Consider the following 26,945-nt stretch of genomic DNA (forward strand, 5'->3'; position numbering starts at 1 on the left):
TTGACCTCCACCCAGTTCGCCGACACCGCCGTCGGCACCCGGACCGCCGCCCACCGCCGTCTGGGCGTCCCCGCCGTCACGTTCATGATCGTGGCGGCCTCCGCACCCCTCACCGTTCTCGCGGGCGGCGTGACGACCACGTTCGCCGTCACCGGCGTGCTCGGCGTACCCCTGTCGTTCCTCATCCTCGGCGCCACGCTCGCGATCTTCGCCGTGGGATACGCGGCCATGAGCAGATTCGTCACGAATGCGGGCGCCTTCTACTCCTATGTCGCGCAGGGCCTCGGCCGGCCCGGCGGTGTCGGGGTGTCGATCGTGGCGCTCATCTCGTACAACGCGATGCAGATCGGCGTGTACGGGATGTTCGGCTTCCAGGTGTCGTCCCTGCTGTCCAGCAAGTTTGGGTGGGACGTGCCGTGGTGGATCCCGGTGCTCGTGTGCATCGCTCTCATCGCTGTCCTCGGGGTCAATCGCGTCGACCTGTCGGCCAAGGTCCTCGGTGTGCTGGTCGCGCTCGAGTTCGTGGTCGTGATCGTCTACGACATCGCCTCGTTCATCGTCGCGCCGGAGGGCGTGAGTGCGCAGGCGCTCAGCCCGTCCTCGCTGTTCGTGCCCGGGATCGGAGCGGTGTTCGCGTTCGGCATCGCCGCGTTCATGGGCTTCGAGTCGGCGGCCATCTACGGGGAGGAGTCGAAGGACCCCAAGCGCACGGTCGCCCGGGCCACCTACACGGCCGTGGGCGTCATCGCGATCTTCTACGCGCTGTCCTCCTGGGCCATGACCGTCGGCACGGGCCCGAGCGCCGTGATCAAGGCCTCCACCGAGCAGGGCCCCGACCTCATCTTCAACTTCCTCTCGTCGCACATCGGCGTGGTGATCAGCGACATCGCCCAGCTGCTCTTCATCACCAGCCTCTTCGCGTCGCTGGTCAGCTTCCACAACGCCGTCGCCCGGTACTTCTTCTCGCTCGGCCGGGAGGGCGTGCTCCCGGTGCGGCTGTCACGCATCCGCGCGAAGAGCGGCGCCCCGTGGGCCGGCTCCCTGACCCAGACGGTGCTCGCCGCCGTCGTCATCATCGCCTTCGCCATCGCCGGCGCGGGATGGACTCCGCCCGAGGGTGCCCCGGCCGCCTTGTTCCCCGTTCTCACGCTCTTCTCGTGGCTCACGAACAGTGGCGCTCTCGGGCTGGTGCTCCTCATGGCGGTCGTGTCGTTCTCGGTGATCGGGTTCTTCCGTCGCAACGGCTGTGGTGTCGGGCCGTGGCAGCGGATCGTCGCGCCGGTGGTGTCGGGAGTCGCGCTGACGGTGGTGTTCGCGCTCATCCTGATCTACTTCAACACGCTGCTCACGAGCGACCCCACGGCGCCGCCCACCGCGACGACGTTCATCCTGCCGGCGATCGTCATCGTGCCCGGGATCATCGGCGTCTTCTGGGGCATGGCGCTGAAGCGGCGCAATCCGAAGGTCTACGCCCAGATCGGGCACGGGACCGAGGAGGCCGGCGCTCCCGAGCTCGGCGCCGACGACGACTGACCCTCCCGGTCGCGCAGCCGCCGGTCGACACAGAGGCGCCCTCCGAGGAAGGCGCCTCTATCGTGGTCGCGGCCGGTTTCGTGGTCGCAGCCGGCGGTCAGACCCGCGCCGCGGCGCGGACGTCCGACGGCGACTCGGAGTACGCCGCCTTGAAGACGCGGCTGAAGTGCGCCGCGTCGACGAATCCCCACCGCGAGGCGATGGAGGCCACGGACTGGTCGGCGTGCAGCGGGTCGACCAGGTCGCGCCGGCAGCGCTCGAGCCGCCGAGTGCGGATCCACGCGGAGACCGTGGTGCTCTGCTCCTGGAAGAGTCCCTGCAGGTGGCGGGTGGAGATGAAGTGGGCGGCTGCGATCTGCGTCGGCCCGAGGTCGGTCGACGCGAGATTCGCGTCGATGTACATCCGGATGCGCTGCATGAGGGCACGATGCGGGTCGACCGTCTCGGTCCGCGCGTCGAGCTCGTCGGCGAAGAGGGTGGTCACGAGGTCGATCGCGCTGTGCGCCAGGCGGGTGCCCGTCGGCCCGGAGAGCTGGTCGAGGTTGCCGACCAGCTGCGCCAGGAACGGGACGATGATGCCGCCGACGCCCGAGCGTCCATCGAAGCGCACTGCAGTGAGCTGCGCGACGAGCTCCCGCGGGAGGTCGATGAGGTTCTTGGGGAACATGACGACCATCGTGCGGAAGTCGTCGTCGAAGACGAGCGAGTACGGCCGGTGGGTGTCGTAGACGGCGAGATCGCCGGGGCGCAGCACCGCCTCCCGGTTGTCCTGGATGAGCAGTCCGGTGCCCGAGAGCATCATGCTGAGCTTGTAGTAGTCGCGGTCGGACCGGGCGATGAGCTCCGGGGTGCGCTCGACGACGTGCTGCGACGCACTCACCTCCGAGACGTGCACGGTATCGGCGGTGGCCATCCTGATGCGCCCCCAGAAGGGGTCGGGTCGCTCGCTGGTCACGTGCAACGGCACGAACGACTCCGAGACGGCGGTCCGGAACGCGCTGAAATCGCGCGTCGCGCTCGATGAAATCCTGCTCTCTGCGGAGCGGACGGGTGCCTGCGGCTGCTGGGCGATGATCACGGTCGACCTCACTGCGGATCGGGGACGACGTTGTATACGATCCGTGATGTGGACCGTATCATCCCGTCCTGGGCAGGTGCCAGGACGTCGAGCGGACCCGCTCGTCCAGGTCTGCACCGCGCGTCATCGGCCGTGCGTGCACGGTCAAGCGGCTCGCAGGCCCCGGATCGAGACTGGACCGAGGACCGTTCCACTGGAGGAGACCCGATGTCGGATTACACCGAACTGCTCGCCCGCGTCAGCGCGCCGGAGGGATCGGGCCGACCGATCCACGATCCCGCGACCGGCGCCGAGCTCGGCCGCGCCCCCGAGGCGACCGTCGACGAACTGGATGCCGCGATCGCCCGCGCCCGCGCCGCCCAGCCCGACTGGGAAGCGCTCGGACACGAGGCGCGCACGGAGATCCTCCTGCGCGCCTCCGACGCCATCGATGCGAACGCGGAGGCGCTCGCGCAGCTGCTGTCGCGCGAACAGGGCAAGCCGCTCAACGGCCCGAACGCACGCTTCGAGATCGGCGCCTGCTCTGCCTGGCTGCGCACGTCGGCGACGCTTCCGATGGAGGCCGAGGTCATCATCGACGACGGCGAAGTCCACGCCGAGCTCCAGTACCGGGCGATCGGGGTCGTCGGGGCGATCGGCCCGTGGAACTGGCCGCTCATGATCGGCATCTGGCAGCTCGCTCCGGCGCTCCGGATGGGCAACACCGTCGTGCTCAAGCCGTCGGAGTACACCCCGCTCAGCGTCCTGGCGCTGGTGAGCGTGCTGAACGAGGTGCTCCCCGCCGACGTGCTCATCGCCGTCTCCGGCGGCCGCGACGTCGGTGCCCGGCTCGCGAGCCACCCCGACGTCGACAAGATCATGTTCACCGGGTCGACGGCGACCGGCCGCCGGATCATCGAGAGCTCGGCCGGCAACCTCGCCCGGCTCACCCTGGAGCTCGGCGGCAACGATGCCGGGATCGTGCTGCCCAGTGCGGACCCTCAGGCCATCGCGCAGGACCTGTTCTGGGGCGCGTTCATCAACACCGGCCAGACCTGCGCCGCGCTCAAGCGGCTGTACGTGCACGACTCGATCTACGACGCGACCGTGGATGCGCTGGCCGAGATCGCGCGGTCCACTCCGATGGGCAACGGCCTCGACGAGCAGAACGTGCTCGGCCCGCTGCAGAACAAGCAGCAGTTCGACATCGTGAACCGTCTCGTCGAGGACGCGAAGGCGAAGGGCGGCCGCATCGTCACCGGCGGGGCACCCGCGACCGAGCTCGGTGAGCTCTTCTACCCGATCACCCTCGTCGCCGACATCGCCGACGGCACCGACCTCGTCGACGAGGAGCAGTTCGGTCCGGCGCTGCCCATCATCCGCTACACCGAGGTGGCCGACGCCGTGGCCAGCGCCAACCGGCTCGACGTCGGTCTCGGCGGCTCGGTCTGGGGCGACCGCGACGAAGCCCTCGCCGTCGCCTCCCGCATGCATGCGGGCACGGTCTGGATCAACTCGCACGGCGGTGTCCACCCGATGATCCCGTTCGGCGGCGTGAAGGGCTCCGGCTACGGCCTGGAGTTCGGCGTCGAAGGCCTGAAGGCGGTCGCCGTCCCCCGCATCATCAACGGCTGAGCGGGACCTCGACGATGCTGACGTCCGCGGGCGGAGCGGAGAGCGCCTGGTCGAGCTCGCCCTTCGTCCGCGCGGCGCGGTACTCCCAGCCGTAGGCCGCGGCGAGCGCACGCACATCCACGTCGTGAGGCGTGTAGAGCACCCGGTCGAACGCGGCGGTCCCCGCGGTCGATGCGACCTCGAGTCCGTCGAAGATCGTGCCTCCGCCGTCGTTGCCGACGACGAGCTGCAGGTGCGGGCGCTCCTCGCCCGCCGCGCCGAGCAGGGCGCCGGCATCGTGGAGGAGGGCGAGGTCGCCGAGCAGGACCCGTGTCACGCCCGCCGGATTCCCCGCCTCCGCCGCAGCGGCCTGGCTGGCGATCGCGATGCCCGTCGCCGTGGCGATCGTCCCGTCGATGCCGGCGAGGCCGCGGTTGGAGTGCACGTGGATCTTCTTGCCCGGCACGATCCGGTCGGCGTCGCGGATCAGTCGTGACGCCGCGAGGACGAGACGGTCGTGCGGCCACGAGTACCGCCAGAGCGCCTCTGCGAGCAGGGGACGCGTGATCGGGGCGCGGACCGCGGCGAGCTCCGCCTTGGCGAATGCGAGTGCGTCGGCGGGATCGTACGAGCGCGCCTTGTCGACATCGGGTGCGATCGCCGCCGGGTCGGCCGCGCGCTCCGCTTCGTCGATCAGCCGACGGCTCGCGAAGACCCAGCTGCCGACCCAGCCGCGCACCTCCGGCGAGCGCAGGTCGATGCCGGCCGGTGCGTGCACTCCGCCGACGATGCGGGCCCGGTGCCCGGGGTCGTAGGCCTGCGCGCCCGTCGGGGCCACGACGATCAGCTCGACGTCTTCACGGGTGAGGAGCGCCGGGACCTCCCGGCTGAGCGTCGGGTGACCGAAGACGATCGCGCGTTCGACCCGCCCACCGAAGGCGTCCTCACGCAGGAGCTCGCGGTAGGCGACCACCAGGTTCGGCCCGAATCGCGCGCCGCTCGAGACCTCGGCGAGGAGCGGGTAGCCCGCCTCCCGGGCGAGTTCCTCTGCTGCCGGCCCGGCGTCCGCCCCGGCGACGACGACGGTGCGGAGCCGGTCGGACAGCTCGACGATCTCGCGTCCGAGCGCCTCCGGGCCCGCGGTCGTGGGGAGTTCTCCGGCGATCGGCTCGAGGAGCGTGGGGGCTGCGACGGACAAAGGCTCACGGAAGGCGACGTTGAGGTGGACCGGTCCCGGGTCGGCGGTGTCGGCGCCGACGGCGGCTCTGACCGCAGCGGCGGCCACGGCCTCCGCTGCCTCTGCCTCGGCGGCGCGCCCGGCTTCGTCGGTGGCTCCGGGAGCGTCGACGTCCTGCGACCAGCGGACCGCGACGCCGTAGAGGCCGTCCTGCCGGGTGGTCTGGTTGGAGCGGATCCCGCGGAGCTCTGCGGGCCGGTCCGCCGTGAGCACGATGAGCGGGATGCCCGCCTCGTGCGCTTCGAGCACGGCCGGGTGGAGGTTGGCCGTGGCCGTCCCGCTCGTGGTGATCACGACGGCCGGCGCTCCGGTCTCGCGCGCGAGGCCGAGAGCGAGGAATCCGCCGACCCGTTCGTCGATCCGCACGTGCAGGCGCACGTGTCCGCTGTGCTCGAGTCCGGCGGCGACGAGCGCGAGCGCCTGCGACCGGGAGCCGGGGCTCACGACGAGGTCGCGCACTCCGTTGCGCACGAAGGCTCGCAGCAGTGCCGTCGAGTAGTCGGTGGCGGGATTGCCCGTCGTTCCCTCCTCGGACGCGAGGAGGGGGTCACCCATCCCGTCGGCCGGTTTGGTCGGTGTCGGGTCCGTTGTCGTCGAGATCGGCGAGCTCCTTCTCGAGCTGCCGGATGCGCTCCTCCTGGTCACGGTCGAGCTTGAGCTTGCCGAGGAACTCGGGGTCATCGTCCGGGGCGACCAGTCGTCGGTCGCCTGCGCGTCGCCGGCCCCGGCCGATCAGGAACCAGAGGATCCCCCCGATGACCGGGAACAGGATGATGATGAGCAGCCAGAGCGGCTTGGGAAGGCCGCGCACTCTCGTTCGATCGAAGAGCGCGCAGTCCACCACCGAATAGATGTAGAAGACCGCGGCTGCGACGCCGAGGACTATCCAGAGGCGAACCATGGGTCAATCGTAACTCTCAGAGTCCGTCTCTAAGCTGGGAGGGTGAAGCGGATTCCCTCTTGGTTGACTTACACCGTCCTGCGCCTGCTGGTGTTCGCGATCCCGCTCGCCGTTTTGCTGCTCCTGGGCATCGTGTGGTGGGCGTCGGTGATCGCCGCTGCGCTCATCGGTCTCTGCCTGTCGTACATCTTCCTCAGCAAGCCGCGGAACGCCGTCTCGACCGACCTCTACGAGGTCCGGCACCGTGAGAAGCCGGTCCCGTCCGTCGACGACGAGGTGGAGGACGCCGCTGTCGACTCCGTTCAGCCGGCAGCCGACTCGGACTCGAAGCCTCCGGCCGCCTGACCGCTCCCCCGCTCAGAAGCGCCCCTGTCAGACGCTCCCCTGTCAGACGCTTCGGTCAGAACGCGAAGGCCACGCCCAGCGCGATCCCGACCAGGAGTCCGGTGATGCTGGTCAGCTGCAGCGCCGTGATCAGCTCCCGCGAGGTCTTGGCGAACAGGGTGATGGCGCACGCCGGCAGGGCGGCGAGCAGCGCGAACATCCCGAACCAGGCGAGCGGATAGAAGAGCGCCAGGAGCGCGACGATCGCGAACGGCACGAGCAGCAGCACGCAGAACACGATCCGCGATGCGACGTTGCCGATGAGCACGGCGAGCGTGCGCTTGCGAGCCGCCTTGTCGGGGGTGATGTCGCGGATGTTGTTGACCATGAGCACCGCGCACGCGATGAGGCCGGCCGCGACGGCTCCGTACCAGGCCTCCTGGTTGACGGTCCCGGCGAGCATGTACGTCGTACCCGCAGTGGCCACGAGCCCGAAGAACACGAAGACGAAGAGCTCACCGAGCCCGAAGTAGCCGTAGGGCCGCTTGCCGCCGGTGTAGAACCATGCGGCGGCGATCGCTGCCGCACCGACCAGCAGCACCCACCAGTGCTGGGTGAGGATGACGAGCACGAGACCAGCCACCGCTGCGAGCCCGAAGAACACGAGGGCGACGGTCAGCACCTTCTTGGGGGAGGCCTTGCCCGATCCGGTCAGACGACCCGGGCCGACCCGGTATTCGTCGGTGCCTCGGATGCCGTCGGAGTAGTCGTTCGCGTAGTTCACGCCGATCTGCAGCAGCACTGCGACCGCGAGGCAGAGCAGGGAGCGCACCGGGTGCCAGACTCCGGGGTCCTCGGCGACCTTCGCCGCACCGACACCGATGAGCACCGGAGCGATGGCGAGGGGCAGGGTGCGGAGGCGGGCACCGGCGATCCAGTCGGCCGCGGTCGCGGGTCGCGCCGCCGCCACTGCCTTCGCGCCCGGGCGGCCGCTCTTGCCGCCGCGGGGTCCGCGTGCCTGGGGCGGGGCCATTCTCTGCATCCGTGGCTTGTTCTCGCTCATCACAGTGCGAATCTTAACAACATCGGCTATGCCTCGTTCGCGCTCGTGGCTGCGGCCGTGTCCGCGTCCGTGTCCGCGACGATCAGGGCGGCCGCCCTCCGGTCGGGTTTCCCACTGCTCAGCAGGGGCAGCTGGTCGACGGCGACGATTCGAGCGGGGGCCGCTGCGCGGCCGACGCGCTCGGCGACGGTGCTCCGCACTTTCCGGAGAGCATCAGGGCCGGCCCACCGGCGTGCGTCAGCTGCCACCACGACGACAGGGACCTGACCCCATTCGTCATCGTCCGACGCGACGACGATCGCGGCATCGAGGCCCGGGATGCTGCGGACCGTGAGTTCGACGGAGTCCAGCAGCACCTTCTCCCCTCCGGAGATGATCACGTTGTCCGCTCTGCCGAACACGGTGACGCGACCGTCGTCCACTCGACCCAGGTCTCCCGTGCGGTACCAGCGATGGCCGTCGGCCTCGTGGAAGGTCGCGCGCGTCCGCCCCTCGTCGCCGAGGTAGCCTTCCGCGAGGGTGGGGCCGCCGATCTCGAGCAGCCCGCCGACCTCCCGCACCGTCGTCGTACCGATCGGGACCCCGTCGTACACGCAGCCCCCTGCCGTCTCGCTCGATCCGTACGTGCTCAGGATGCGTGCGCCTGCGCGCTCCGCGCGCTCCCGCAGCTGTGACGTGAGGGCCTGACCGCCGACCAGGATCCCGTCGAACTGTCTGAGCGCACCTGCGACGTCCGTGGCCCCTTCCTCGACCGCCTCCACCAGCCGCGCCAGCTGCACCGGGACGAGCGACGTGTAGCGCAGATCGTGCGTGAGAGCCGCGGCGAGAGTCGCGAACCGCACCGCATCGAAGTGCCCTGGCCCGTAGTAGAGCGGTTCGGTCTCCGCCGCGAGGGATCGCACCAGCACCTGTGCTCCGGCGACGTAGTGGGCGGGGAGGGCGAGCAGCCACTGCCCCTGTCCACCCATCGCTCCGGCGGATGCGGCCGCGCTCGCCAGGAGCGCGTCGGCCGAGAGCGCAACGCGCTTCGGCACCCCCGTCGAGCCGGAGGTCTCGATCACGAGGGCGACGTTCTGAGGCACGGTGTCCGGTTCGGCCTGCTGGTTCTGCTTGTTCGTGGCCTCCTGTCCGTTGAGCGATTCCGCGGCCTCTCGCGGCACGACCGCCGGTCCGGAACCGGCCAGCGCATCGCGTAGCGCTTCGAAGACATCCCGCGGCTCGCCTGCATCCACCGCCCGCACCGTGCGCGTCATGCCGAGCCTCAGTACTGCCAGGGGAAGGGCGACCAGTCCGGTTCGCGCTTCTGGAGGAAGGAGTCCCGCCCTTCGACCGCCTCGTCGGTGCCGTACGCAAGACGCGTCGCCTCACCGGCGAACACCTGCTGGCCGACCAGTCCGTCGTCGACGGCGTTGAACGCGAACTTCAGCATCCGGATGGCCGTCGGCGACTTGGTCAGGATCTCCCGGGCCCACTCCAGAGCCGTCGCCTCCAGCTCCGCGTGGGGAACGACCGCGTTGACCGCCCCCATCTCGTAGGCACGCTGGGCGGAATACTCGCGAGCGAGGAAGAAGACCTCGCGGCCGACTTTCTGGCCGACCTGGCGTGCGAAGTACGCGCTGCCGTATCCGGCGTCGAAGGATCCGACGTCGGCATCCGTCTGCTTGAAGCGGCCGTGTTCCTCGCTCGCGATCGACAGGTCGCAGACGACGTGGAGCGAGTGCCCGCCTCCCGCAGCCCAGCCCGGCACGACGGCGATGACGACCTTGGGCATGAAGCGGATCAGCCGCTGCACCTCGAGGATGTGCAGCCGGCCGCTGCGGGCCGAGTCGATCCCGGCCGCGGTCTCCCCTTCGGCGTACTTGTAGCCGTCGCGCCCGCGGATGCGCTGGTCGCCTCCCGAGCAGAACGCCCAGCCGCCGTCCTTCGGGCTCGGCCCGTTGCCGGTGAGGAGCACCACACCGATCCTCGAGTTGGTCCGTGCGTCCTCCAACGCCGCGTAGAGCTCGTCGACGGTGTGCGGTCGGAAGGCGTTGCGCACCTCGGGCCGGTTGAATGCGACGCGAGCGATCCGCCCGGACACGTCGTGATGGTAGGTGATGTCCGTGAGCCCGCCGAAACCGGGCGCCTCCACCCACTGCGTCGGATCGAAGATCTCTGAGATTGCCGCTGCCATGCATCAAGCCTATGGTCGGCGGCCTCATCGGGGGTCGGCCGTGCGAAACTTGTGGAATGGTGCCGGAGCTGCGCGACGTGTTGATGACAGCGCGCGTGGTGAGCGTGCCGATGACCTCCCGCTTCCGCGGTATCACCGTGCGCGAGGCAGTGCTGTTCGAGGGCCCGGAGGGCTGGACCGAGTTCTCGCCGTTCGTGGAGTACGCGGACGAGGAGGCCGCGGCCTGGCTGCACGCCGCGATCGACTTCGGCTGGCGTCCCGCACCCGCACCGCTGCGCACCCGCGTCCCCGTCAACGCGACCGTGCCCGCCGTCCCGGCCGCCGAGGTCGACGCGGTCCTCGACCGCTACCCCGGCGCGCGCACGGCGAAGGTCAAAGTCGCCGAGCCCGGCCAGGCCCTCGCCGACGACGTCGCCCGCGTGAGGGCCGTCCGCGAGAGGCTCGGCCCTGAGGGGCGGATCCGGGTGGACGCGAACACGCTCTGGAACGTCGATGAGGCCGAGCACGCCATCCATGCCCTCGCGCCGTTCGACCTCGAGTACGTCGAGCAGCCGTGCGCCACCGTCGAGGAGCTCGCCGAGATCCGCCGGCGCACCGCGTACATGGGCATCCCGATCGCCGCCGATGAGAGCGTCCGCAAGACCGATGACCCGCTCGCCGTCGCCCGTGCCGGTGCCGCCGATCTGCTCGTCGTCAAAGCCCAGCCGCTCGGAGGCATCCACTCCGCTCTGCGGATCGTCGCCGAAGCCGGACTTCCGGTCGTCGTGTCCAGCGCCATCGACACCTCGATCGGCATCGCGATGGGGGCGCATCTCGCCGCCGCGATCCCCGAGCTGGAGTACGACTGCGGTCTGGGGACCGTGGCCATGTTCGTCCAGGATGTCGCGATCGAGCCGCTGCTCCCGGTCGACGGATTCATCCCGGTCGTACGGCCCCGAGTGGACGAGTCTCGTGCCGCCGCCATGGACGCGCCCGCCGATCGCCGGGACTGGTGGCTCGAACGCATCCGCCGGTGCTACCGCATCATCGAGCACGCGACGGCGCTCTGACGAAACGACCGATCGGGCCGATCACATCGAGCCTGCCGTTCGGACCGGTCAGGCGTACAGCCGCTCCGGCACTTCCAGCCCGTAGATCGCACGTCCCGAGTTCCAGATCGCGGCGCACGCGGCCCGGAGCAGGTTGAGCGCGTCGGAGCCCTCCGCGCGGATCCGGACGTCGTTCCCCTCGATCGCCACGGTCGCATCGCCCACGGTCACTGCACCGTCGCGCGCGATGGTGGCCGCGGGATACGGCTGGGCCAGCCCGCGAAGGTCGTCGAGGATGTAGGTCGGACGGGAGTTCGCATCGGCTGCGATGAGCTGTTTCGCTCCGTCGATCCCGGTCAGGACGAGCACCGAGTCGATCCCCGCACGGTTCGCACCGAGGATGTCCGTATCGAGGCGATCGCCGATGAAGAGGGGCTTCGCGGCACCGAAGCGCGACACAGCCTCCTCGAAGATCGCCACCTCGGGCTTGCCCGCGACCAGGGGAAGCCGGCCGGCGGCCGTGTGAACGGCGGAGACGAGCGTCCCGTTGCCGGGGGCGATGCCGCGCGCCACGGGAATGGTCCAGTCCGTGTTCGTCGCGATCCATGGCCGTTCGGTGTCGGAGCGTCCTTGCAGCGCGAACGCGGCCTCGGCCAGCTGGGCCCAGCCCACCTCCGGCGCGAATCCCTGGATGACCGCGGCTGGGTCGTCGTCGGCAGACCGCGTGACCGAGAATCCACCCTTCTGCACCTCGTCGACCAGCCCGTCCCCGCCGATCACGAGGATCGTCGATCCCGGTTCGACGTGGGAGCTCAGGAGGCGCACGGCGGCCTGTGGCGACGTCACGACGTCGCTCGGCTGCACGTTCAGGCCCAGTTCGCTGAGGTGAGTGGCGACCGACGCGTCCGTGCGCGATGCGTTGTTCGTGATGTAACCCACACGAACGGTATCAGCGGCAGCGTTGAGGCTGTCGACGGCGTGCGGGATGGCGCTGGCGCCCTTGTAGACCACGCCGTCCAGGTCGGCGAGCACGACATCCACTCCATCGAGCGGGGTGGTTGCGTCAGTGCTCCGTCGGAACAGCGCCATCGTCGGGCTCGCCCTTCTCCTCATCGGCCACGACCTCGTCGTCGACTTCGGCCGCACTCTCAGCGTCATCATCGGCTTCGGCATCGGCTTCGGCGTTTGCCGGCTCCTCGTCGTCAGCGAGCAGCTCGTCCACCTCCGCCTCGATGGACACCGCAGAGAAGTCGCCCGGATCGAGGAAGATCTCTTCCTCGATCACGTCGATGGTCTCGTGTTCGTCGATGTCGAGCGCGTCGGCGAGTGCCTCGTCCGCACGGTCCGCGCGCTCACGCCAGGACGCCGCCTGCTCGTCGCGCCCGAGTTCTTCGAGGACTTCGGCGTACGCGTGGAACAGGTCGGGGCTCCAGCTGAACGCGCGGTCGGGGTCGAGCTGGGGGATCTCGAGCTCGGCCAGCGCCGCTTCCGGCTGTCCGAGGTCGAGGCGCGCACCGGACATCGCGATCGCCAGCGATACCTGGACGTCGGCGGCGAGCGTCGCCTTATCGACGGAGCGTCCGAGCTCGAGCGCACGGTCCGGACGGCCGACGCCGCGCTCGCTGTCCACCATGAGCGGAAGCTGGTCGTTCGACCCGGAGATACGTCGGTAGGTGCGGAGCTCGCGAAGGGCGAGGGCGAAGTCACCGGTCGCATACGCAGTGATCGCAAGCGTCTCGCGCACGACGCCGATACGCCCTGCTCGACGCGCAGCCGAGAGTGCGTGGCGATGCGCCTGGTCGGGGTCGCTCTCGATCAGGCGCGACACCATGACGAGGTGCTGCGCGACCCACTCCGCGTTGTCCTTGGACAGAGTCTTGAGCTCGACACGCGCCGGCCCCGGGAGATCGCGGGCGACGACGCCTTCGGGGATCTCTGGGTCGTCGTGGTGGGGCCGTACCGACCGGAGTTCGCGCGAACGCTCGATCTCCTCGTCGCTGCGCAGCTCGCGCTCGCGCGCGTCCCGATCACCCCGGGCCGGCGCACCATCGCGGGTCCACAGCTTCTCATCACGTCCACCACGATCGCCGTCGCGGCCGCGATCATCACCGGAACGCCGTCCGGTCGGACGCTGTCCATCGCGCGAGTACCCACCGCGCTCACCACCGTAACGCTGACCGTCACGCGAGTACCCACCACGCTCACCACCGGAACGCTGTCCGCTCGGGCGCTGACCGTCACGCGAATACCCACCACGCTCACCACCGTAACGCTGTCCGTCACGCGAGTACCCACCACGCTCACCACCGGAACGCTGACCGCCCGGGCGCTGACCGTCACGCGAATACCCGCCACGCTCACCACCGTAACGCTGTCCGTCACGCGAGTACCCGCCACGCTCACCACCGGAACGCTGACCGTCACGCGAGTACCCGCCACGCTCACCACCGGAACGCTGTCCATCGCGCGAGTACCCACCACGCTCGCCGCCGGAACGCTGACCGCCCGGGCGCTGACCGTCACGCGAGTACCCGCCACGCTCACCACCGGAACGCTGTCCATCGCGCGAGTACCCACCACGCTCGCCACCCGGGCGCTGTCCGCTCGGGCGCTGACCGTCACGCGAATACGCGCCACGCTCGCCACCGGAACGCTGACCGCCCGAAGACTGGCCATCGCGCGAATACCCGCCGCGATTCGAGCCCCCGCCGCGCTCGGCGTCCTTGCCATAGCTGCGGCCGGCGCCGTTCGCGCGCTGGTCTCCTCGACCGGAAGCTCCTGCTCCGCGGCCGCCCTGACCAGAGGAGGGTCGTCGTCCATCGCCGCTCGATGCAGCTCCGCGATCGCTACGCCCCTTGTTCCGGGCGTCCTTGTCATCTGGTGTATCGCTCACGACGTCTCCTGTCGGATGGCGGACTATCGAGCCCAGCCTACGTTGGGTGTTCACGCGCGGGTCTGCGAGCGCGGAAAAGGACTTGTTAACGCGAAATGGCCACCCATCACTGGGTGGCCATCTCACAAAGAAGTCCGGCGGTGTCCTACTCTCCCACAGGGTCCCCCCTGCAGTACCATCGGCGCAGAGAGTCTTAGCTTCCGGGTTCGGAATGTAACCGGGCGTTTCCCTCTCGCTATGGCCGCCGAAACACTATTGATGTATCAAAGTGAACGAACAATCATCACGATTGTTTCAGTTCTCGACCGTACATCGAGAACCACATAGTGGACGCAAGCAATCTTGGCTCCTCATACCAGCCTTACAACAGTATGAAGATAGTGATTATCAAATTATCGGCTTATTAGTACCGGTCAGCTCCATGGGTCTTTAGTCCCCACTTCCACATCCGGCCTATCAACCCAGTAGTCTAGCTGGGAGCCTCTCGCCCGAAGGCATGGAAATCTCATCTTGAGGCCGGCTTCCCGCTTAGATGCTTTCAGCGGTTATCCATCCCGAACGTAGCTAATCAGCGGTGCTCCTGGCGGAACAACTGACACACCAGAGGTTCGTCCAACCCGGTCCTCTCGTACTAGGGTCAGATCCTCTCAAATTTCCTGCGCGCGCAGCGGATAGGGACCGAACTGTCTCACGACGTTCTAAACCCAGCTCGCGTACCGCTTTAATGGGCGAACAGCCCAACCCTTGGGACCTACTCCAGCCCCAGGATGCGACGAGCCGACATCGAGGTGCCAAACCATGCCGTCGATATGGACTCTTGGGCAAGATCAGCCTGTTATCCCCGAGGTACCTTTTATCCGTTGAGCGACAGCGCTTCCACAAGCCACTGCCGGATCACTAGTCCCGACTTTCGTCCCTGCTCGACTTGTCAGTCTCACAGTCAAGCTCCCTTGTGCACTTACACTCGACACCTGATTGCCAACCAGGTTGAGGGAACCTTTGGGCGCCTCCGTTACTTTTTGGGAGGCAACCGCCCCAGTTAAACTACCCATCAGGCACTGTCCCTGAACCGGATTACGGTTCTAAGTTAGATATCCAGAGTGACCAGAGTGGTATTTCAACATTGACTCCACGAACACTGGCGTGCCCGCTTCAAAGTCTCCCACCTATCCTACACAAGCCACACCGAACACCAATACCAAACTATAGTAAAGGTCACGGGGTCTTTCCGTCCTGCTGCGCGTAACGAGCATCTTTACTCGTAGTGCAATTTCGCCGAGTTCGCGGTTGAGACAGCTGGGAAGTCGTTACGCCATTCGTGCAGGTCGGAACTTACCCGACAAGGAATTTCGCTACCTTAGGATGGTTATAGTTACCACCGCCGTTTACTGGGGCTTAAATTCTGAGCTTCGCCGAAGCTAACCCTTCCTCTTAACCTTCCAGCACCGGGCAGGCGTCAGTCCGTATACATCGTCTTGCGACTTGGCACGGACCTGTGTTTTTAGTAAACAGTCGCTTCCCACTGGTCTCTGCGGCCTTCAAACGCTCCAGGAGTAAATCCCTTCACGCCTCAGGCCCCCCTTCTCCCGAAGTTACGGGGGCATTTTGCCGAGTTCCTTAACCACGATTCTCTCGATCTCCTTGGTATTCTCTACCTGACCACCTGAGTCGGTTTGGGGTACGGGCGGCTTGAACCTCGCGTCGATGCTTTTCTTGGCAGCATAGGATCACTGAATTCGCCTTGACGGCTATGCGTAAGATCTCAGGCTGTATGAGAGACGGATTTGCCTATCTCTCGCCCTACATCCTTGCCCCGGGACAACCATCGCCCGGTACAGCTACCTTCCTGCGTCACACCTGTTAATACGCTAGCCGCACCAGCATGGGGTCGAGCGTTAGGCCAGGAGCGTCACCCCGAAGGGATCAGTCACCTGGATTAGGACTCTTAGCACCACTGGATTAGCTTGGGCGGTTCTTCGCCGGTACGGGAATATCAACCCGTTGTCCATCGACTACGCCTGTCGGCCTCGCCTTAGGTCCCGACTTACCCAGGGCGGATTAGCCTGGCCCTGGAACCCTTGGTCTTTCGGAGGACGGGTTTCTCACCCGTCTTTCGCTACTCATGCCTGCATTCTCACTCGTGTGGCCTCCACGGCTGGTTTACACCGCCGCTTCGCTGGCCACACGACGCTCTCCTACCCATCAACACGGCTGGACCACGAAGGCCTACCAATAATGTCAATGCCACAACTTCGGTGGCGTGCTTGAGCCCCGTTACATTGTCGGCGCGGAATCACTTGACCAGTGAGCTATTACGCACTCTTTCAAGGGTGGCTGCTTCTAAGCCAACCTCCTGGTTGTCTGTGCAACTCCACATCCTTTCCCACTTAGCACGCGCTTAGGGACCTTAGTTGGTGGTCTGGGTTGTTTCCCTCTCGACGATGAAGCTTATCCCCCACCGTCTCACTGCTGCGCTCTCACTTACCGGCATTCGGAGTTTGGCTGACGTCAGTAACCTTTTGGGGCCCATCGGCCATCCAGTAGCTCTACCTCCGGCAAGAAACACGCAACGCTGCACCTAAATGCATTTCGGAGAGAACCAGCTATCACGAAGTTTGATTGGCCTTTCACCCCTATCCACAGCTCATCCCCTCAGTTTTCAACCTAAGTGGGTTCGGTCCTCCACGACGTCTTACCGTCGCTTCAACCTGGCCATGGATAGATCACTTCGCTTCGGGTCTAGGACATGCGACTGAATCGCCCTATTCAGACTCGCTTTCGCTACGGCTACCCCTCACGGGTTAACCTCGCCACATATCGCTAACTCGCAGGCTCATTCTTCAAAAGGCACGCTGTCACCCCTACAAGGAGGCTCCAACGGTTTGTAAGCAAACGGTTTCAGGTACTATTTCACTCCCCTCCCGGGGTACTTTTCACCTTTCCCTCACGGTACTTGTCCGCTATCGGTCATCTGGGAGTATTTAGGCTTATCAGGTGGTCCTGACAGATTCACACGGGATTTCTCGGGCCCCGTGCTACTTGGGATACTCTTCACGCCATTGGACCATTTCGGTTACGGGGCTGGCACCCTCTGTGGCTGGCCTTTCAATGCCATTCACCTATGATCCTTTGTAACGTTCGCTGTTCGGCAGAAGCAGCAGAAAAGTCCCACAACCCCGACCATGCAACGCCTGCCGGCTATCACACATGATCGGTTTAGCCTCTTCCGGTTTCGCTCGCCACTACTAACGGAATCGCTTTTGCTTTCTCTTCCTGTGGGTACTGAGATGTTTCACTTCCCCACGTTCCCTCTACCCGCCCTATATATTCAGGCGGGAGTCACTGGGTCACCCAAAGGGCCCAGCGGGGTTTCCCCATTCGGAGATCCTCGGATCAAAGCTCGTTTATCAGCTCCCCGAGGCTTATCGCAGATTACTACGTCCTTCTTCGGCTCCAGATGCCAAGGCATCCACCGTTTGCTCTTAGAAATTTGAAATCACATGAGTTTGAATCGATCGGCTCACCTAAGTGAGCAGATTGACCAATGATCTAATAAATCAGATCATCTTTTGTGATCCGAACCCGAAGGTTCGAATCTAAGATGCTCGCGTCCACTGTGTAGTTCTCAAAGTACGGGCGGTACCTTCTCCGCCGGCCGAGTTATGGCCGACAAGAAAAGGTCCAGAGGATTCGGTACTCATTCATTCGAATGAGGTCCGGTCCCTCAGGACCCAACAGCGTGCATGTGCGGGGCTTCCGGGTCCGAACCGTTCCTATCTACAAGAGATGTACTGAGTTCGAGCCGTTCGGCTCCGCACCAATGTCAATGTTCCACCCATGAGCTAACCGGCTGAGACGTTCGCTCAGATCCGGCGCCTGGACACCCGAGGGTGCCAGATGCTCCTTAGAAAGGAGGTGATCCAGCCGCACCTTCCGGTACGGCTACCTTGTTACGACTTAGTCCTAATCACCGATCCCACCTTCGACGGCTCCTTCCACAAGGGTTAGGCCACCGGCTTCGGGTGTTACCGACTTTCATGACTTGACGGGCGGTGTGTACAAGGCCCGGGAACGTATTCACCGCAGCGTTGCTGATCTGCGATTACTAGCGACTCCGACTTCATGAGGTCGAGTTGCAGACCTCAATCCGAACTGAGACCGGCTTTTTGGGATTCGCTCCACCTTACGGTATTGCAGCCCTTTGTACCGGCCATTGTAGCATGCGTGAAGCCCAAGACATAAGGGGCATGATGATTTGACGTCATCCCCACCTTCCTCCGAGTTGACCCCGGCAGTCTCCTATGAGTTCCCACCATTACGTGCTGGCAACATAGAACGAGGGTTGCGCTCGTTGCGGGACTTAACCCAACATCTCACGACACGAGCTGACGACAACCATGCACCACCTGTTTACGAGTGTCCAAAGAGTTGACTATTTCTAGCCCGTTCTCGTATATGTCAAGCCTTGGTAAGGTTCTTCGCGTTGCATCGAATTAATCCGCATGCTCCGCCGCTTGTGCGGGCCCCCGTCAATTCCTTTGAGTTTTAGCCTTGCGGCCGTACTCCCCAGGCGGGGCGCTTAATGCGTTAGCTGCGACACGGAAACCGTGGAATGGTCCCCACATCTAGCGCCCAACGTTTACGGCGTGGACTACCAGGGTATCTAATCCTGTTCGCTCCCCACGCTTTCGCTCCTCAGCGTCAGTTACGGCCCAGAGAACTGCCTTCGCCATCGGTGTTCCTCCTGATATCTGCGCATTCCACCGCTACACCAGGAATTCCATTCTCCCCTACCGCACTCTAGTCTGCCCGTACCCACTGCAGGCCCGAGGTTGAGCCTCGGGTTTTCACAGCAGACGCGACAGACCGCCTACGAGCTCTTTACGCCCAATAATTCCGGACAACGCTCGCACCCTACGTATTACCGCGGCTGCTGGCACGTAGTTAGCCGGTGCTTTTTCTGCAGGTACCGTCACTTTCGCTTCTTCCCTACTAAAAGAGGTTTACAACCCGAAGGCCGTCGTCCCTCACGCGGCGTTGCTGCATCAGGCTTTCGCCCATTGTGCAATATTCCCCACTGCTGCCTCCCGTAGGAGTCTGGGCCGTGTCTCAGTCCCAGTGTGGCCGGTCACCCTCTCAGGCCGGCTACCCGTCGTAGGCTTGGTGAGCCTTTACCTCACCAACTACCTGATAGGCCGCGAGTCCATCCTTGACCGAAGTTCTTTCCACCCGCTGGAGATGCCTCCGCGGGTCGTATCCGGTATTAGCTTCCGTTTCCGGAGGTTATCCCAGAGTCAAGGGCAGGTTACTCACGTGTTACTCACCCGTTCGCCACTAATCCCCAAGAGCAAGCTCCTGGTTCATCGTTCGACTTGCATGTGTTAAGCACGCCGCCAGCGTTCGTCCTGAGCCAGGATCAAACTCTCCGTAAATGTTTAGCTCCACAGTCGCAAGCGACTGGGAAACATTGTGCAGGCAGGACAGGAAATGTGTCCAAGCACTGCGAGTTTGTCTTGACTAGTTTCGAATATCTACTGACATTCTGTTCTAATCCAAAGGAATCTCGTATCGACCTTCAGACCGAAGTCTTTCGAGTCAATACCGAGGTTATTTGGCATTTGACATTGTGCACGCTGTTGAGTTCTCAAGGATCGGACGCTCTCACCTTTCACCCTCTCGGGCTGCTCTGTGAGGCAACTTCTCTACCTTACCACTCTCAGTCAGTTTGTCAAGTCGGCCGTTTCGCGCTCTCTCGTTCATCCATCGTGGGATACATCCGATTTGCACGAACCGAACCGGTTAGACCTGCTCAGTGAGTGGGGTGTTAATCCTAAGCGCAACAAAGGAACTCTTACAAGTTCAGATTTGCCGCTAGGCTTAGGATTTGGTCCCTCTTGAGGCCGGGAAGCTCTTCCGCTTCCCGCACCTTTGGGGTGACAAGTAAGTACTTTACGCAGGTCCCCGGGAGCGTGCAAATCTCGGGTTCATCCCGGGCGTGTCGCGCTTGACTTCCGCGGAATCACGCGGATTTCTCCCGGCCCTGCCATCGGCGACCGGCGGCTCGGGTATCCGTTCGCGCGGCCGAACTGGGACCGAGATGCAGAAAGCGCCGGCCGGAATCCTCTGCAGGATTCCGGCCGGCGCTTTTCTCGTGGGCGACGCGTGCCCGGGTCACAGACCCGAGTACGCGTGCAGTCCCTTGAAGAAGACGTTCACGACTCCGAAGTTGAACAACACTGCCGCGAAACCGATGATCGCCAGCCAGGCCGACCGCGATCCCCGCCATCCCCGGGTGGCGCGCGCGTGGATGTATCCCGCGTAGATCACCCAGATGATGAACGTCCAGACCTCTTTCGTGTCCCAACCCCAGTACCGGCCCCACGCCTTCTCCGCCCAGATCGCCCCGGCGATCAGAGTGAAGGTCCAGGCGATGAAGCCCACGATGTTGATCCGGTAGGCGAGGTTCTCGAGCGCGACCGAACTCGGCAGTGTCGCCAGGAAGCGGAACTGCTGCGGACGGGACTCCGCGACCTGGCGCTCGCGTCGGTACTGGAGCAGCTGCAGACCAGACAAGGCGAAGCCCAACGCGAAGAACGCCGTGCCCAGCACGGCCACGATGATGTGGATGACGAGCCAGTACGACTGCAGCGCCGGCTGCAGCGGCACCACAGGCACGTAATACCTGAGCAGCGCGATCCCCTGCAGGACCAGTACCAGCCCGAGGATGAACGTGCCGAGGTACTTGATGTCCCACTTGAGGTTCGCGACCAGGAAGACGCCGATGATGACCAGGGTCCCGGTCATCGAGAACTCCCACATGTTGGCCCACGGCACCCGGGCGGCAGCGATGCCGCGGAGCACTGTGGCCACGAGGTGGAACGCGAAGCCGATGATCGTGAAGGTGAACGCCCATCGGATCGACACCGACGACACGGATCCGTTCATCACGTCGTCTTCGATGCGGGTGCTGATCCGTGACGAGAACCGGCCGAGTGCCGAGCTCGGCGGCGGGTCCGTCACCGAGGGACCGCCGGATTCCGCGGTGATGGTCGTCCGGGCGCCGACCTGCGCCGGCACCGCCGATCGTCGCGCCACGGCGCTCGGCACCGATGCCGCTTCGACGGCGGTCACGCGCGCTCCGCGTCTGGCGAGATCGAGTGCGAACGCGATGAACGCGGCGGCATAGACCCCCATCGCCACGTAGATGAAAACGGTGGAGAGCTGGGACAGGGTCTCGGTCACGATGACAGCCTAATTCTTGTGTTGGCGGGTGAGGGAGGCCGCATGTTCGTCGGCGACGGCCGAGACAGCGGCGATCAGGTTGGGGTCCTCACCACGGGCGAGGCCAGCGTACTCCAGGGTGAGGGAGCCGTCTTGATTCTCGACGGTCTTGACCCAGATCCGGCGTCGCGGGACGAACAGGGCGGTCAGCAGTCCGGCGAAGATCAGCACCGCGAAGGCGAGCACCCATCCCTGCGCAGGGTCGTGGTGCACGTCGAGCGAGGCGTAGCGCTTCACGTTGTCGAGCGAGATCGTGCCGAGTCCGTTCGGCAGCTCGACGGTCTCGCCCGGGCGGAGCTGCAGAGCCTTGGTCTTGGTCGGCGGCCCGGCCAGCTGCTTGAGCTTGTCGGTGTTCAGGCTGTAGACGGACTGCGGCACGCCGCTGTCGACTCCGAGGTCGCCCACGTAGACGTTGAGACTCAGGAGCGGATCGTTCAGTCCGGGGAACGTCGAGGTGAGCGCGCCGCTCGCGGTCTGGCTGTCGCCGACGGTCGGATAGAAGAAGCCGATCATGCCGAGTTGCTGTGCGAGCCCGTCCGGCACCTTGATGAACCCGAGCGAGGTGAGCCGGGCGTCCTGGGGCAGGAACGGCACGGAGTCGGTGAACACGACGTCCCCCGCAGGGTTCCGGACGGTGATCGTCGGCGCGTATCCATTCCCCAGGAGGTAGACGTTCGTCCCCCCGATGGCCAGCGGCTCGTTCACTTTGATCGTGGTCGAGCTCGAGGCATCCCCCGGACCCGTCGTCGTGACGTGCGCGGTGTAGTCGAGCGGCGTACCGACCGCGTTCTCGTTCTTGGTCTCGTAGGAGACGTCGAGCTTGTCGACCCGGATCGAGAACGGCTCGAGTGCCGCATCGCTGAAGAACCGGCCGGGGTTGAACGAGTTGTAGGACGGCAGGCTGTTGACAAAGCTCTGCCCCTCGACGACGACCTTCTGGCCTGTGTAGCCGAAGCCGCCGCCCACTCCGATCGCGACGAGGACGCCGAGCAGGGCGATGTGGAACACGAGGTTGCCGCTCTCGCGCAGGTAGCCCCGCTCGGCCGAGACCGACACGGACCGGCCGTTCTCGTAGATCGCCGTCCGGTACCGGGCCTTCCGCAGGACCTCCTGAGCGGCGGCGATGGGCTCGGGCGCTCCGTCCCGCAGGTCCGCGGGCAGAAGGCGGGCCTGGAAGCCGGCCATCCTGGTCAGCCGGACCGGCGTCTTCGGGGGCTTCGCACGCATCGCCTGGAAGTGGTGCTTGGTGCGCGGGATGATGCAGCCGATGAGCGAGGCGAAGAGCAGTAGATAGATGGCCGAGAACCACGACGAGGTGTACACGTCGAAGAACTGCAGCTTGTCGAGCACCGGTGCGAGCTGCGGGTTGGCGGTGAAGTACTGGGTGACACCGTTCGGGTCCGAGCTCCGCTGCGGGACCAGCGAGCCGGGCACGGCCGCGATCGCGAGCAGGAGGAGCAGGAACAGCGCGGTGCGCATGCTCGTGAGCTGGCGCCAGAACCAGCGCAGCCATCCGAGCGGGCCCAGCTTCGGCTGGACGACGTCGGGGTCGACGTGCGGAGGCGCGGAGTCGATGTGATCAGAGGGCCGGCTCAAAACCTTGGATCACCGCCAAGAACTGGGACATGATGGCGCTCCACAGGCCAGAGGCCATCAGCACGCCGATGACCACCAGCAGGACACCGCCGATGATGTTGATGGTGCGGATGTGCCGCTTGACGAAAGCGACGGACCCGGCGACCCAGTCGAAGCCGAGGGCGACGAGGAGGAAGGGGATGCCGAGGCCGATGCAGTAGAAGAGCCCGAGGAGGGCTCCGCGCCACGGCGAACCGGTGCCGACACTGAGCGCACTGATGGCGGCGAGCGTCGGGCCGATGCACGGCGTCCAACCCAGGCCGAAGACGATGCCGAGAAGAGGGGCGCCGATCAGTCCGGTCGCTGGTCGCCAGCCGGGCTTGATGGTGCGCTGCAGGAACGAGAACTGCCCGATGAACACCAGGCCCATCACGATGACGAGGACTCCGAGGATCCGGATCACCGTCTCCTGCCAGCGCACGAGCCAGAGCCCGAGGGCACCGAAGGCGGCGCCGTACGCGATGAAGACGATGGCGAAGCCCAGGATGAACAGGGCGACACCCGTGATCACGCGGGAGCGGTCGCGCTTGGCCCCCGGGTCGCTGATCCCCCCGACGTACGCCAGGTAGCCGGGGACGAGCGGAAGCACGCACGGCGACGCGAACGACACCAGCCCGGCGAGCAGCGCGATCGGCAGCGCCACCACGAGCTGGCCGCTGAAGACGATCTCTCCGACGCCCACGTCAGTTCTCGGCAACGGCGTCGGAGATCAGCGAGTCGAGGATGCTGCGGTCGGGAATGGCACCCAGGATGCGCGCGGAGACGCGCCCCTTCTTGTCGATGACGAGGGTGGTCGGAGTCGCCTTCGGCGGGACCGTCTTGCTGAAGGCCAGGAGGACGGAGCCGGTGTCGCGATCGAGGACGGACGGGTACGTGACGCCCTTCTCCTTCTCGAAGCTCTCCGCGGTGCTGGCCGAGTCGTAGAGGTTGACGCCGAGGAAGCCGACGCCCTCCGCCTTGTACTTCTGGTAGAGCGCCTCGAGGTCCGGGGCCTCGACGCGGCAGGGCGGGCATCCGGCGTACCAGAAGTTCACGACCAGGACATCGCCGCTGTAGTCCTTGGAGGAGACCGGGGAACCGTCGGCGAGTGTGCCCTGGAAGCTCACCGCATCGCCGCGGTTGTTCGCCGCGAACTCGCTCACGGTGCCGTCACCGGCGATGTAGTTCTGCCCGCTGCCGGAGCGGTACTGCTTCGCGAGGCTGTCGTCGGCCGTGCAGCCGCTGAGCAGCAGGGCGGTCGCGGCCGCCAGTGCGGGCAGCGCCAGCGTCATGCGCCGTCGGATTCGAGACGTCGGTGTGCGCATCACACGGCTCCCACATCGGTCGCCGAGGCGTGCAACTCGGAGGCGGGCTCGACGTACCCGACCTCGATGAGGCGAAGGACTGGGGCTGCGACTTCGGGGGCCCCGATTTTCGACTCGGGCTGTTCGACCGATCCGGGCTGGTCGACCGATCCGGGCTGGTCGACCGGCTCGGTCGTGCGCTCGAAGGTGGTGATGCTCGACAGCGCGCACCGTCGGGACCGGGGATCGTGCCAGAAACGCTCGCCCGCGACGGAGAGGTGCGAGATCCAGATCGGGAGTTGATGGCTCACCAGCACGACATCGCCCGCGTCGACGGACTCGAACGCGTCGTCGATGGCCGCTCGCATGCGCTTCTCGATGCTCTGATAGGCCTCGCCCCAGCTCGGGCGCAGCGGGTTGACGAGGAACGGCCAGTTCTGCGGCTTCTTGAGCGCGCGCCGCATCACCGTCCCCTCGAAGTGGTTCGTGGGCTCGATGATGCGGTCGTCGATCGTCGGCTCCATCCCCATCGCCGCCAGGATCGGCGCCGCCGACTCCCGGGTGCGCTGCAGCGGGGAGACGCGGACGGACGCGACCGGGCGGCCGCGCGAGACGATCTCGTCGGCCGCGGCCTGCGCCATGCGGTGACCGAGCTTGGAGAGGCCAAAGCCCGGCAGCCTGCCATACAGGATGCCGTCGGGATTGAACACCTCGCCATGGCGGACGAGATGAACCTGGCTTGCTACCACAGCCCCAGTCTACGGAGGCGTTTCCCTTGAATTCACTGAGCGCGGGCACGGGCGCCCGCTTCGGGCCTCGTCTGAGCGGTAGATGCGGGCGGTAGGCTTGCTGATCGTGACCGAACGCGTTTTGATCAAGGACCTTGCCGCCCACCCCGACGGCCCCGTCAGCGTCGCCGGATGGGTCGAGACCGTCCGGGACCAGAAGAAGGTGCAGTTCGTCGTGCTGCGCGACGAGTCCGGGGCGGTGCAGCTCGTCAATCCGAGGACCGTCGCGGAAGACGGCACGGTCGTCGCAGACGAGCCGGCCACGACCATCTCCGGTCTTTCTCAGGGAAGCTTCGTGCGGGCCTCCGGCGAGCTGAAGCACGATGAGCGCGTCAAGCTCGGCGGCATCGAGATCAAGCTGAGCACGCTCACGGTCGAGACCGCCGCCATCCCGGAGACTCCGATCGCCGCGGACAGCGGTATCGACAAGCGCATGGACTGGCGCTTCCTCGACCTGCGCGAGCCGAAGAACAACCTCATCTTCCGCGTGCAGACCACGTTCGAGCACGCCCTGCGTCAGTACTGGGTGGAGAACGGGTTCGTCGAGATCCACACCCCCAAGCTGATGGCCTCCGCCTCCGAGTCGCGAGCGGAGCTCTTCGAGCTCGACTACTTCGAGACGACGGCCTACCTCGCGCAGAGCCCGCAGATCTTCAAGCAGATGGCACAGGCCGCCGGCTTCGGCAAGGTGTTCGAGATCGGCCCGGCGTTCCGCGCCGACCCGAGCTTCACCAGCCGCCACGCGACCGAGTTCACGAGCATCGACACCGAACTCAGCTGGATCGACAGCCACGAGGACGTCATGAAGGTGCACGAGGAGCTCCTCGTCGCCGGCTTCACCGCGGTGAAGGAGAAGCACGGCGAGGAGATCGAGGCGCTGTTCGGCGTCGAGGTGACCGTGCCGTCGACCCCGTTCCCCCGGATCCCGCTCGCCGAAGCGAAGCGCATCGTGGCCGAACGCGGCTACGAGGTGCCGCGCGACGACGACGACATGGACCCGGAGGGCGAGCGTCAGATCTCCGCGTACGTGCAGGAGGCCTACGGACACGAGTTCGTCTTCCTGACGGACTACGCGTCGACCATCCGGCCGTACTACCACATGCGTCATGAGGACGACGAAACGATCACCAAGAGCTACGACCTCATCTTCAACGGGGTCGAGATCTCCACGGGTGCTCAGCGTGAGCACCGTGTCGACGTCATCGAGAAGCAGGCCCGGGAGAAGGGTCTCTCCGTCGAAGAGCTGGAGGACGTGCTCGCGTTCTTCCGCTACGGAGTGCCGCCGCACGGCGGTTTCGGGATGGGTCTCGCCCGGGTGCTGATGCTCATGCTGCACCTCTCGAACCTGCGCGAGACGACCTACCTGTTCCGTGGGCCGACCCGCCTGACCCCGTAACGGCTGCTCCGTTGGTCGCGATCGCCGCCCAGCGGTCGCCGGCGACCAGGATGTGACCGAGGAACCGGAGCCCCATCGTCGCTGCGGCTTGATCGAGCCTCCGGGTGAGTACTAGGTCGGCGACGGACGGGTCAGTGACGCCGGACGGGTGGTTGTGCGCGACGGCGAACGACCTCCCGCCCCGCGTGAGGACCGACTGGAGCACATCCGCAGGCTGGATCCGCGAGTCGTCGACCCCACCGTCGCGTAGGAGTACCAGCTCGAGCGGTCGAGCGGCACGGTCGGCGACGACCACCAGGAATCGCTCGCTGTCGCGATGGAGGAGCTCCGGCCTGACGATGTCGGCCACGGCTCGATCGTCGACGAGGCGCGTCCAGGAGGACGACGCACCGGCCCGTCGCCAGATCTCGATGATCGCGACCAGGCGCCCGGCGGTCGCCGGACCGACGCCGGGAAGCGTCTCGAGGCGCGCGAAATCCATCGTCGCGAGCCCGGGGAAGCCGCCGGTGCGCCGAAGGATCGAGCGGGCGAGAGCGCGCACGCTCCGGCCGGTCTGACCGGAGCCGAGCACGAGTGCGAGAACTTCGTCGTCGGTGAGCGCCCCGACGCCGAGCCGCCGCATCCGCTCGCGCGGGCGATCGTGAACGGGGACATTCGCAAGGGACTCCTCCTCGTCAGGTGCATCGTGGGTCATGCGATCACGCTACGAAGCACACGGAACCCCGAGACCTACATCTGC

The 26,945-nt window shown here is 65.9% G+C and carries 19 protein-coding genes and 3 rRNA genes; 5 read left to right on the forward strand and 17 right to left on the reverse strand.

Annotated features, from left to right (window positions below):
- Window positions 1-1,533, forward strand: a complete 1,533-nt coding sequence (locus ACFVU2_RS03665; protein ID WP_387871135.1) for an APC family permease — start codon at window positions 1-3, stop codon at window positions 1,531-1,533.
- A 97-nt stretch (window positions 1,534-1,630) separates the two neighbouring features.
- On the opposite strand, the gene ACFVU2_RS03670 is transcribed toward ACFVU2_RS03665, so the two are convergent.
- Window positions 1,631-2,611, reverse strand: a complete 981-nt coding sequence (locus ACFVU2_RS03670) for a helix-turn-helix domain-containing protein (RefSeq protein ID WP_387871138.1) — start codon at window positions 2,609-2,611, stop codon at window positions 1,631-1,633.
- A 207-nt stretch (window positions 2,612-2,818) separates the two neighbouring features.
- On the opposite strand from ACFVU2_RS03670, the gene ACFVU2_RS03675 reads away from it, so the two are divergent.
- Window positions 2,819-4,225, forward strand: coding sequence for an aldehyde dehydrogenase family protein (locus ACFVU2_RS03675; protein ID WP_387871141.1), 1,407 nt, complete (start codon window positions 2,819-2,821; stop codon window positions 4,223-4,225).
- Here the strand turns inward: ACFVU2_RS03675 and menD are convergent.
- Both menD and ACFVU2_RS03685 read right to left on the reverse strand, forming a co-directional pair.
- A complete protein-coding gene (menD, locus tag ACFVU2_RS03680) occupies window positions 4,215-5,996 on the reverse strand; it encodes a 2-succinyl-5-enolpyruvyl-6-hydroxy-3-cyclohexene-1-carboxylic-acid synthase (RefSeq protein ID WP_387871144.1) in 1,782 nt (593 codons plus the stop codon). The two genes, ACFVU2_RS03675 and menD, sit on opposite strands and share 11 nt — an antisense overlap.
- Complete coding sequence (locus ACFVU2_RS03685; RefSeq protein ID WP_387871147.1) at window positions 5,989-6,342, reverse strand: PLD nuclease N-terminal domain-containing protein; 354 nt, start codon at window positions 6,340-6,342, stop codon at window positions 5,989-5,991. The genes menD and ACFVU2_RS03685 overlap by 8 nt, the downstream gene beginning before the upstream one ends.
- A gap of 63 nt (window positions 6,343-6,405) precedes the next feature.
- Between ACFVU2_RS03685 and ACFVU2_RS03690 the strand changes: the two genes are divergently transcribed.
- Window positions 6,406-6,687 (forward strand): DUF4229 domain-containing protein, encoded by a 282-nt coding sequence (locus ACFVU2_RS03690; RefSeq protein WP_387871150.1) that lies wholly within the window; start codon window positions 6,406-6,408, stop codon window positions 6,685-6,687.
- Between the two features lie 55 nt (window positions 6,688-6,742).
- On the opposite strand, the gene ACFVU2_RS03695 is transcribed toward ACFVU2_RS03690, so the two are convergent.
- Genes ACFVU2_RS03695 through ACFVU2_RS03705 form a run of 3 tightly spaced genes read right to left on the reverse strand, consistent with a single transcriptional unit; the run spans window position 6,743 to window position 9,902 of the window.
- Window positions 6,743-7,729, reverse strand: coding sequence for a 1,4-dihydroxy-2-naphthoate polyprenyltransferase (locus tag ACFVU2_RS03695; RefSeq protein ID WP_387871153.1), 987 nt, complete (start codon window positions 7,727-7,729; stop codon window positions 6,743-6,745).
- Between the two features lie 26 nt (window positions 7,730-7,755).
- Entirely contained in the window at window positions 7,756-8,982 is a 1,227-nt protein-coding gene (locus ACFVU2_RS03700) for an AMP-binding protein (protein WP_387871156.1), read from the reverse strand.
- Window positions 8,983-8,990: 8 nt separating this feature from the next.
- Entirely contained in the window at window positions 8,991-9,902 is a 912-nt protein-coding gene (locus ACFVU2_RS03705; protein ID WP_387871159.1) for a 1,4-dihydroxy-2-naphthoyl-CoA synthase, read from the reverse strand.
- A 56-nt stretch (window positions 9,903-9,958) separates the two neighbouring features.
- On the opposite strand from ACFVU2_RS03705, the gene ACFVU2_RS03710 reads away from it, so the two are divergent.
- Window positions 9,959-10,951 (forward strand): o-succinylbenzoate synthase, encoded by a 993-nt coding sequence (locus tag ACFVU2_RS03710; protein ID WP_387871162.1) that lies wholly within the window; start codon window positions 9,959-9,961, stop codon window positions 10,949-10,951.
- A gap of 48 nt (window positions 10,952-10,999) precedes the next feature.
- On the opposite strand, the gene ACFVU2_RS03715 is transcribed toward ACFVU2_RS03710, so the two are convergent.
- The 10 genes from ACFVU2_RS03715 to ACFVU2_RS03760 all read right to left on the reverse strand — a co-directional run bounded on the left by ACFVU2_RS03715 (window position 11,000) and on the right by ACFVU2_RS03760 (window position 24,771).
- Window positions 11,000-12,019, reverse strand: a complete 1,020-nt coding sequence (locus tag ACFVU2_RS03715; protein WP_387871165.1) for an HAD-IIA family hydrolase — start codon at window positions 12,017-12,019, stop codon at window positions 11,000-11,002.
- On the reverse strand, window positions 11,994-13,823 hold the full coding sequence (locus tag ACFVU2_RS03720; protein WP_387871168.1) for a hypothetical protein: 1,830 nt from the start codon (window positions 13,821-13,823) through the stop codon (window positions 11,994-11,996). Before ACFVU2_RS03720 ends, ACFVU2_RS03715 begins: the two co-directional genes overlap by 26 nt.
- A gap of 132 nt (window positions 13,824-13,955) precedes the next feature.
- Window positions 13,956-14,072, reverse strand: a 5S ribosomal RNA gene (gene rrf, locus ACFVU2_RS03725).
- Between the two features lie 134 nt (window positions 14,073-14,206).
- Window positions 14,207-17,319, reverse strand: a 23S ribosomal RNA gene (locus ACFVU2_RS03730).
- Window positions 17,320-17,731: 412 nt separating this feature from the next.
- A 16S ribosomal RNA gene (locus ACFVU2_RS03735) occupies window positions 17,732-19,255 on the reverse strand.
- Together the 16S, 23S and 5S rRNA genes form the textbook arrangement of a ribosomal RNA operon.
- A 739-nt stretch (window positions 19,256-19,994) precedes the next feature.
- A complete protein-coding gene (ccsB, locus tag ACFVU2_RS03740) occupies window positions 19,995-21,065 on the reverse strand; it encodes a c-type cytochrome biogenesis protein CcsB (RefSeq protein ID WP_387871171.1) in 1,071 nt (356 codons plus the stop codon).
- A gap of 9 nt (window positions 21,066-21,074) precedes the next feature.
- A complete protein-coding gene (locus ACFVU2_RS03745) occupies window positions 21,075-22,700 on the reverse strand; it encodes a cytochrome c biogenesis protein ResB (protein ID WP_387871174.1) in 1,626 nt (541 codons plus the stop codon).
- Window positions 22,684-23,421, reverse strand: a complete 738-nt coding sequence (locus ACFVU2_RS03750) for a cytochrome c biogenesis CcdA family protein (RefSeq protein ID WP_387871177.1) — start codon at window positions 23,419-23,421, stop codon at window positions 22,684-22,686. The genes ACFVU2_RS03745 and ACFVU2_RS03750 overlap by 17 nt, the downstream gene beginning before the upstream one ends.
- Window position 23,422: 1 nt before the next feature.
- On the reverse strand, window positions 23,423-24,010 hold the full coding sequence (locus ACFVU2_RS03755; RefSeq protein WP_387871180.1) for a TlpA family protein disulfide reductase: 588 nt from the start codon (window positions 24,008-24,010) through the stop codon (window positions 23,423-23,425).
- Between the two features lie 32 nt (window positions 24,011-24,042).
- Window positions 24,043-24,771, reverse strand: coding sequence for a histidine phosphatase family protein (locus ACFVU2_RS03760; RefSeq protein WP_387871183.1), 729 nt, complete (start codon window positions 24,769-24,771; stop codon window positions 24,043-24,045).
- 106 nt (window positions 24,772-24,877) lie between these two features.
- Between ACFVU2_RS03760 and aspS the strand changes: the two genes are divergently transcribed.
- Entirely contained in the window at window positions 24,878-26,206 is a 1,329-nt protein-coding gene (gene aspS / locus ACFVU2_RS03765) for an aspartate--tRNA(Asn) ligase (protein WP_387871186.1), read from the forward strand.
- Here the strand turns inward: aspS and ACFVU2_RS03770 are convergent.
- A complete protein-coding gene (locus ACFVU2_RS03770) occupies window positions 26,136-26,900 on the reverse strand; it encodes a RadC family protein (protein ID WP_387871188.1) in 765 nt (254 codons plus the stop codon). The two genes, aspS and ACFVU2_RS03770, sit on opposite strands and share 71 nt — an antisense overlap.
- Between the last annotated feature and the right edge of the window lie 45 nt (window positions 26,901-26,945).

This window comes from Leifsonia sp. NPDC058194 (assembly GCF_042883605.1).
In the GTDB taxonomy this organism is placed as follows: Bacteria; Actinomycetota; Actinomycetes; order Actinomycetales; family Microbacteriaceae; genus Leifsonia.

What these genes read in the sequence shown, in the direction of transcription:
- ACFVU2_RS03675 (WP_387871141.1), top strand. Translation starts at nt 2,819, where the DNA reads ATGTCGGATTACACCGAACTGCTCGCCCGCGTCAGCGCGCCGGAGGGA.
- menD (WP_387871144.1), bottom strand. Translation starts at nt 5,996, where the DNA reads ATGGGTGACCCCCTCCTCGCGTCCGAGGAGGGAACGACGGGCAATCCC.
- ACFVU2_RS03685 (WP_387871147.1), bottom strand. Translation starts at nt 6,342, where the DNA reads ATGGTTCGCCTCTGGATAGTCCTCGGCGTCGCAGCCGCGGTCTTCTAC.
- ACFVU2_RS03695 (WP_387871153.1), bottom strand. Translation starts at nt 7,729, where the DNA reads ATGAGCGAGAACAAGCCACGGATGCAGAGAATGGCCCCGCCCCAGGCA.
- ACFVU2_RS03700 (WP_387871156.1), bottom strand. Translation starts at nt 8,982, where the DNA reads ATGACGCGCACGGTGCGGGCGGTGGATGCAGGCGAGCCGCGGGATGTC.
- ACFVU2_RS03705 (WP_387871159.1), bottom strand. Translation starts at nt 9,902, where the DNA reads ATGGCAGCGGCAATCTCAGAGATCTTCGATCCGACGCAGTGGGTGGAG.
- ACFVU2_RS03710 (WP_387871162.1), top strand. Translation starts at nt 9,959, where the DNA reads ATGGTGCCGGAGCTGCGCGACGTGTTGATGACAGCGCGCGTGGTGAGC.
- ACFVU2_RS03715 (WP_387871165.1), bottom strand. Translation starts at nt 12,019, where the DNA reads ATGGCGCTGTTCCGACGGAGCACTGACGCAACCACCCCGCTCGATGGA.
- ACFVU2_RS03755 (WP_387871180.1), bottom strand. Translation starts at nt 24,010, where the DNA reads ATGACGCTGGCGCTGCCCGCACTGGCGGCCGCGACCGCCCTGCTGCTC.
- ACFVU2_RS03770 (WP_387871188.1), bottom strand. Translation starts at nt 26,900, where the DNA reads ATGACCCACGATGCACCTGACGAGGAGGAGTCCCTTGCGAATGTCCCC.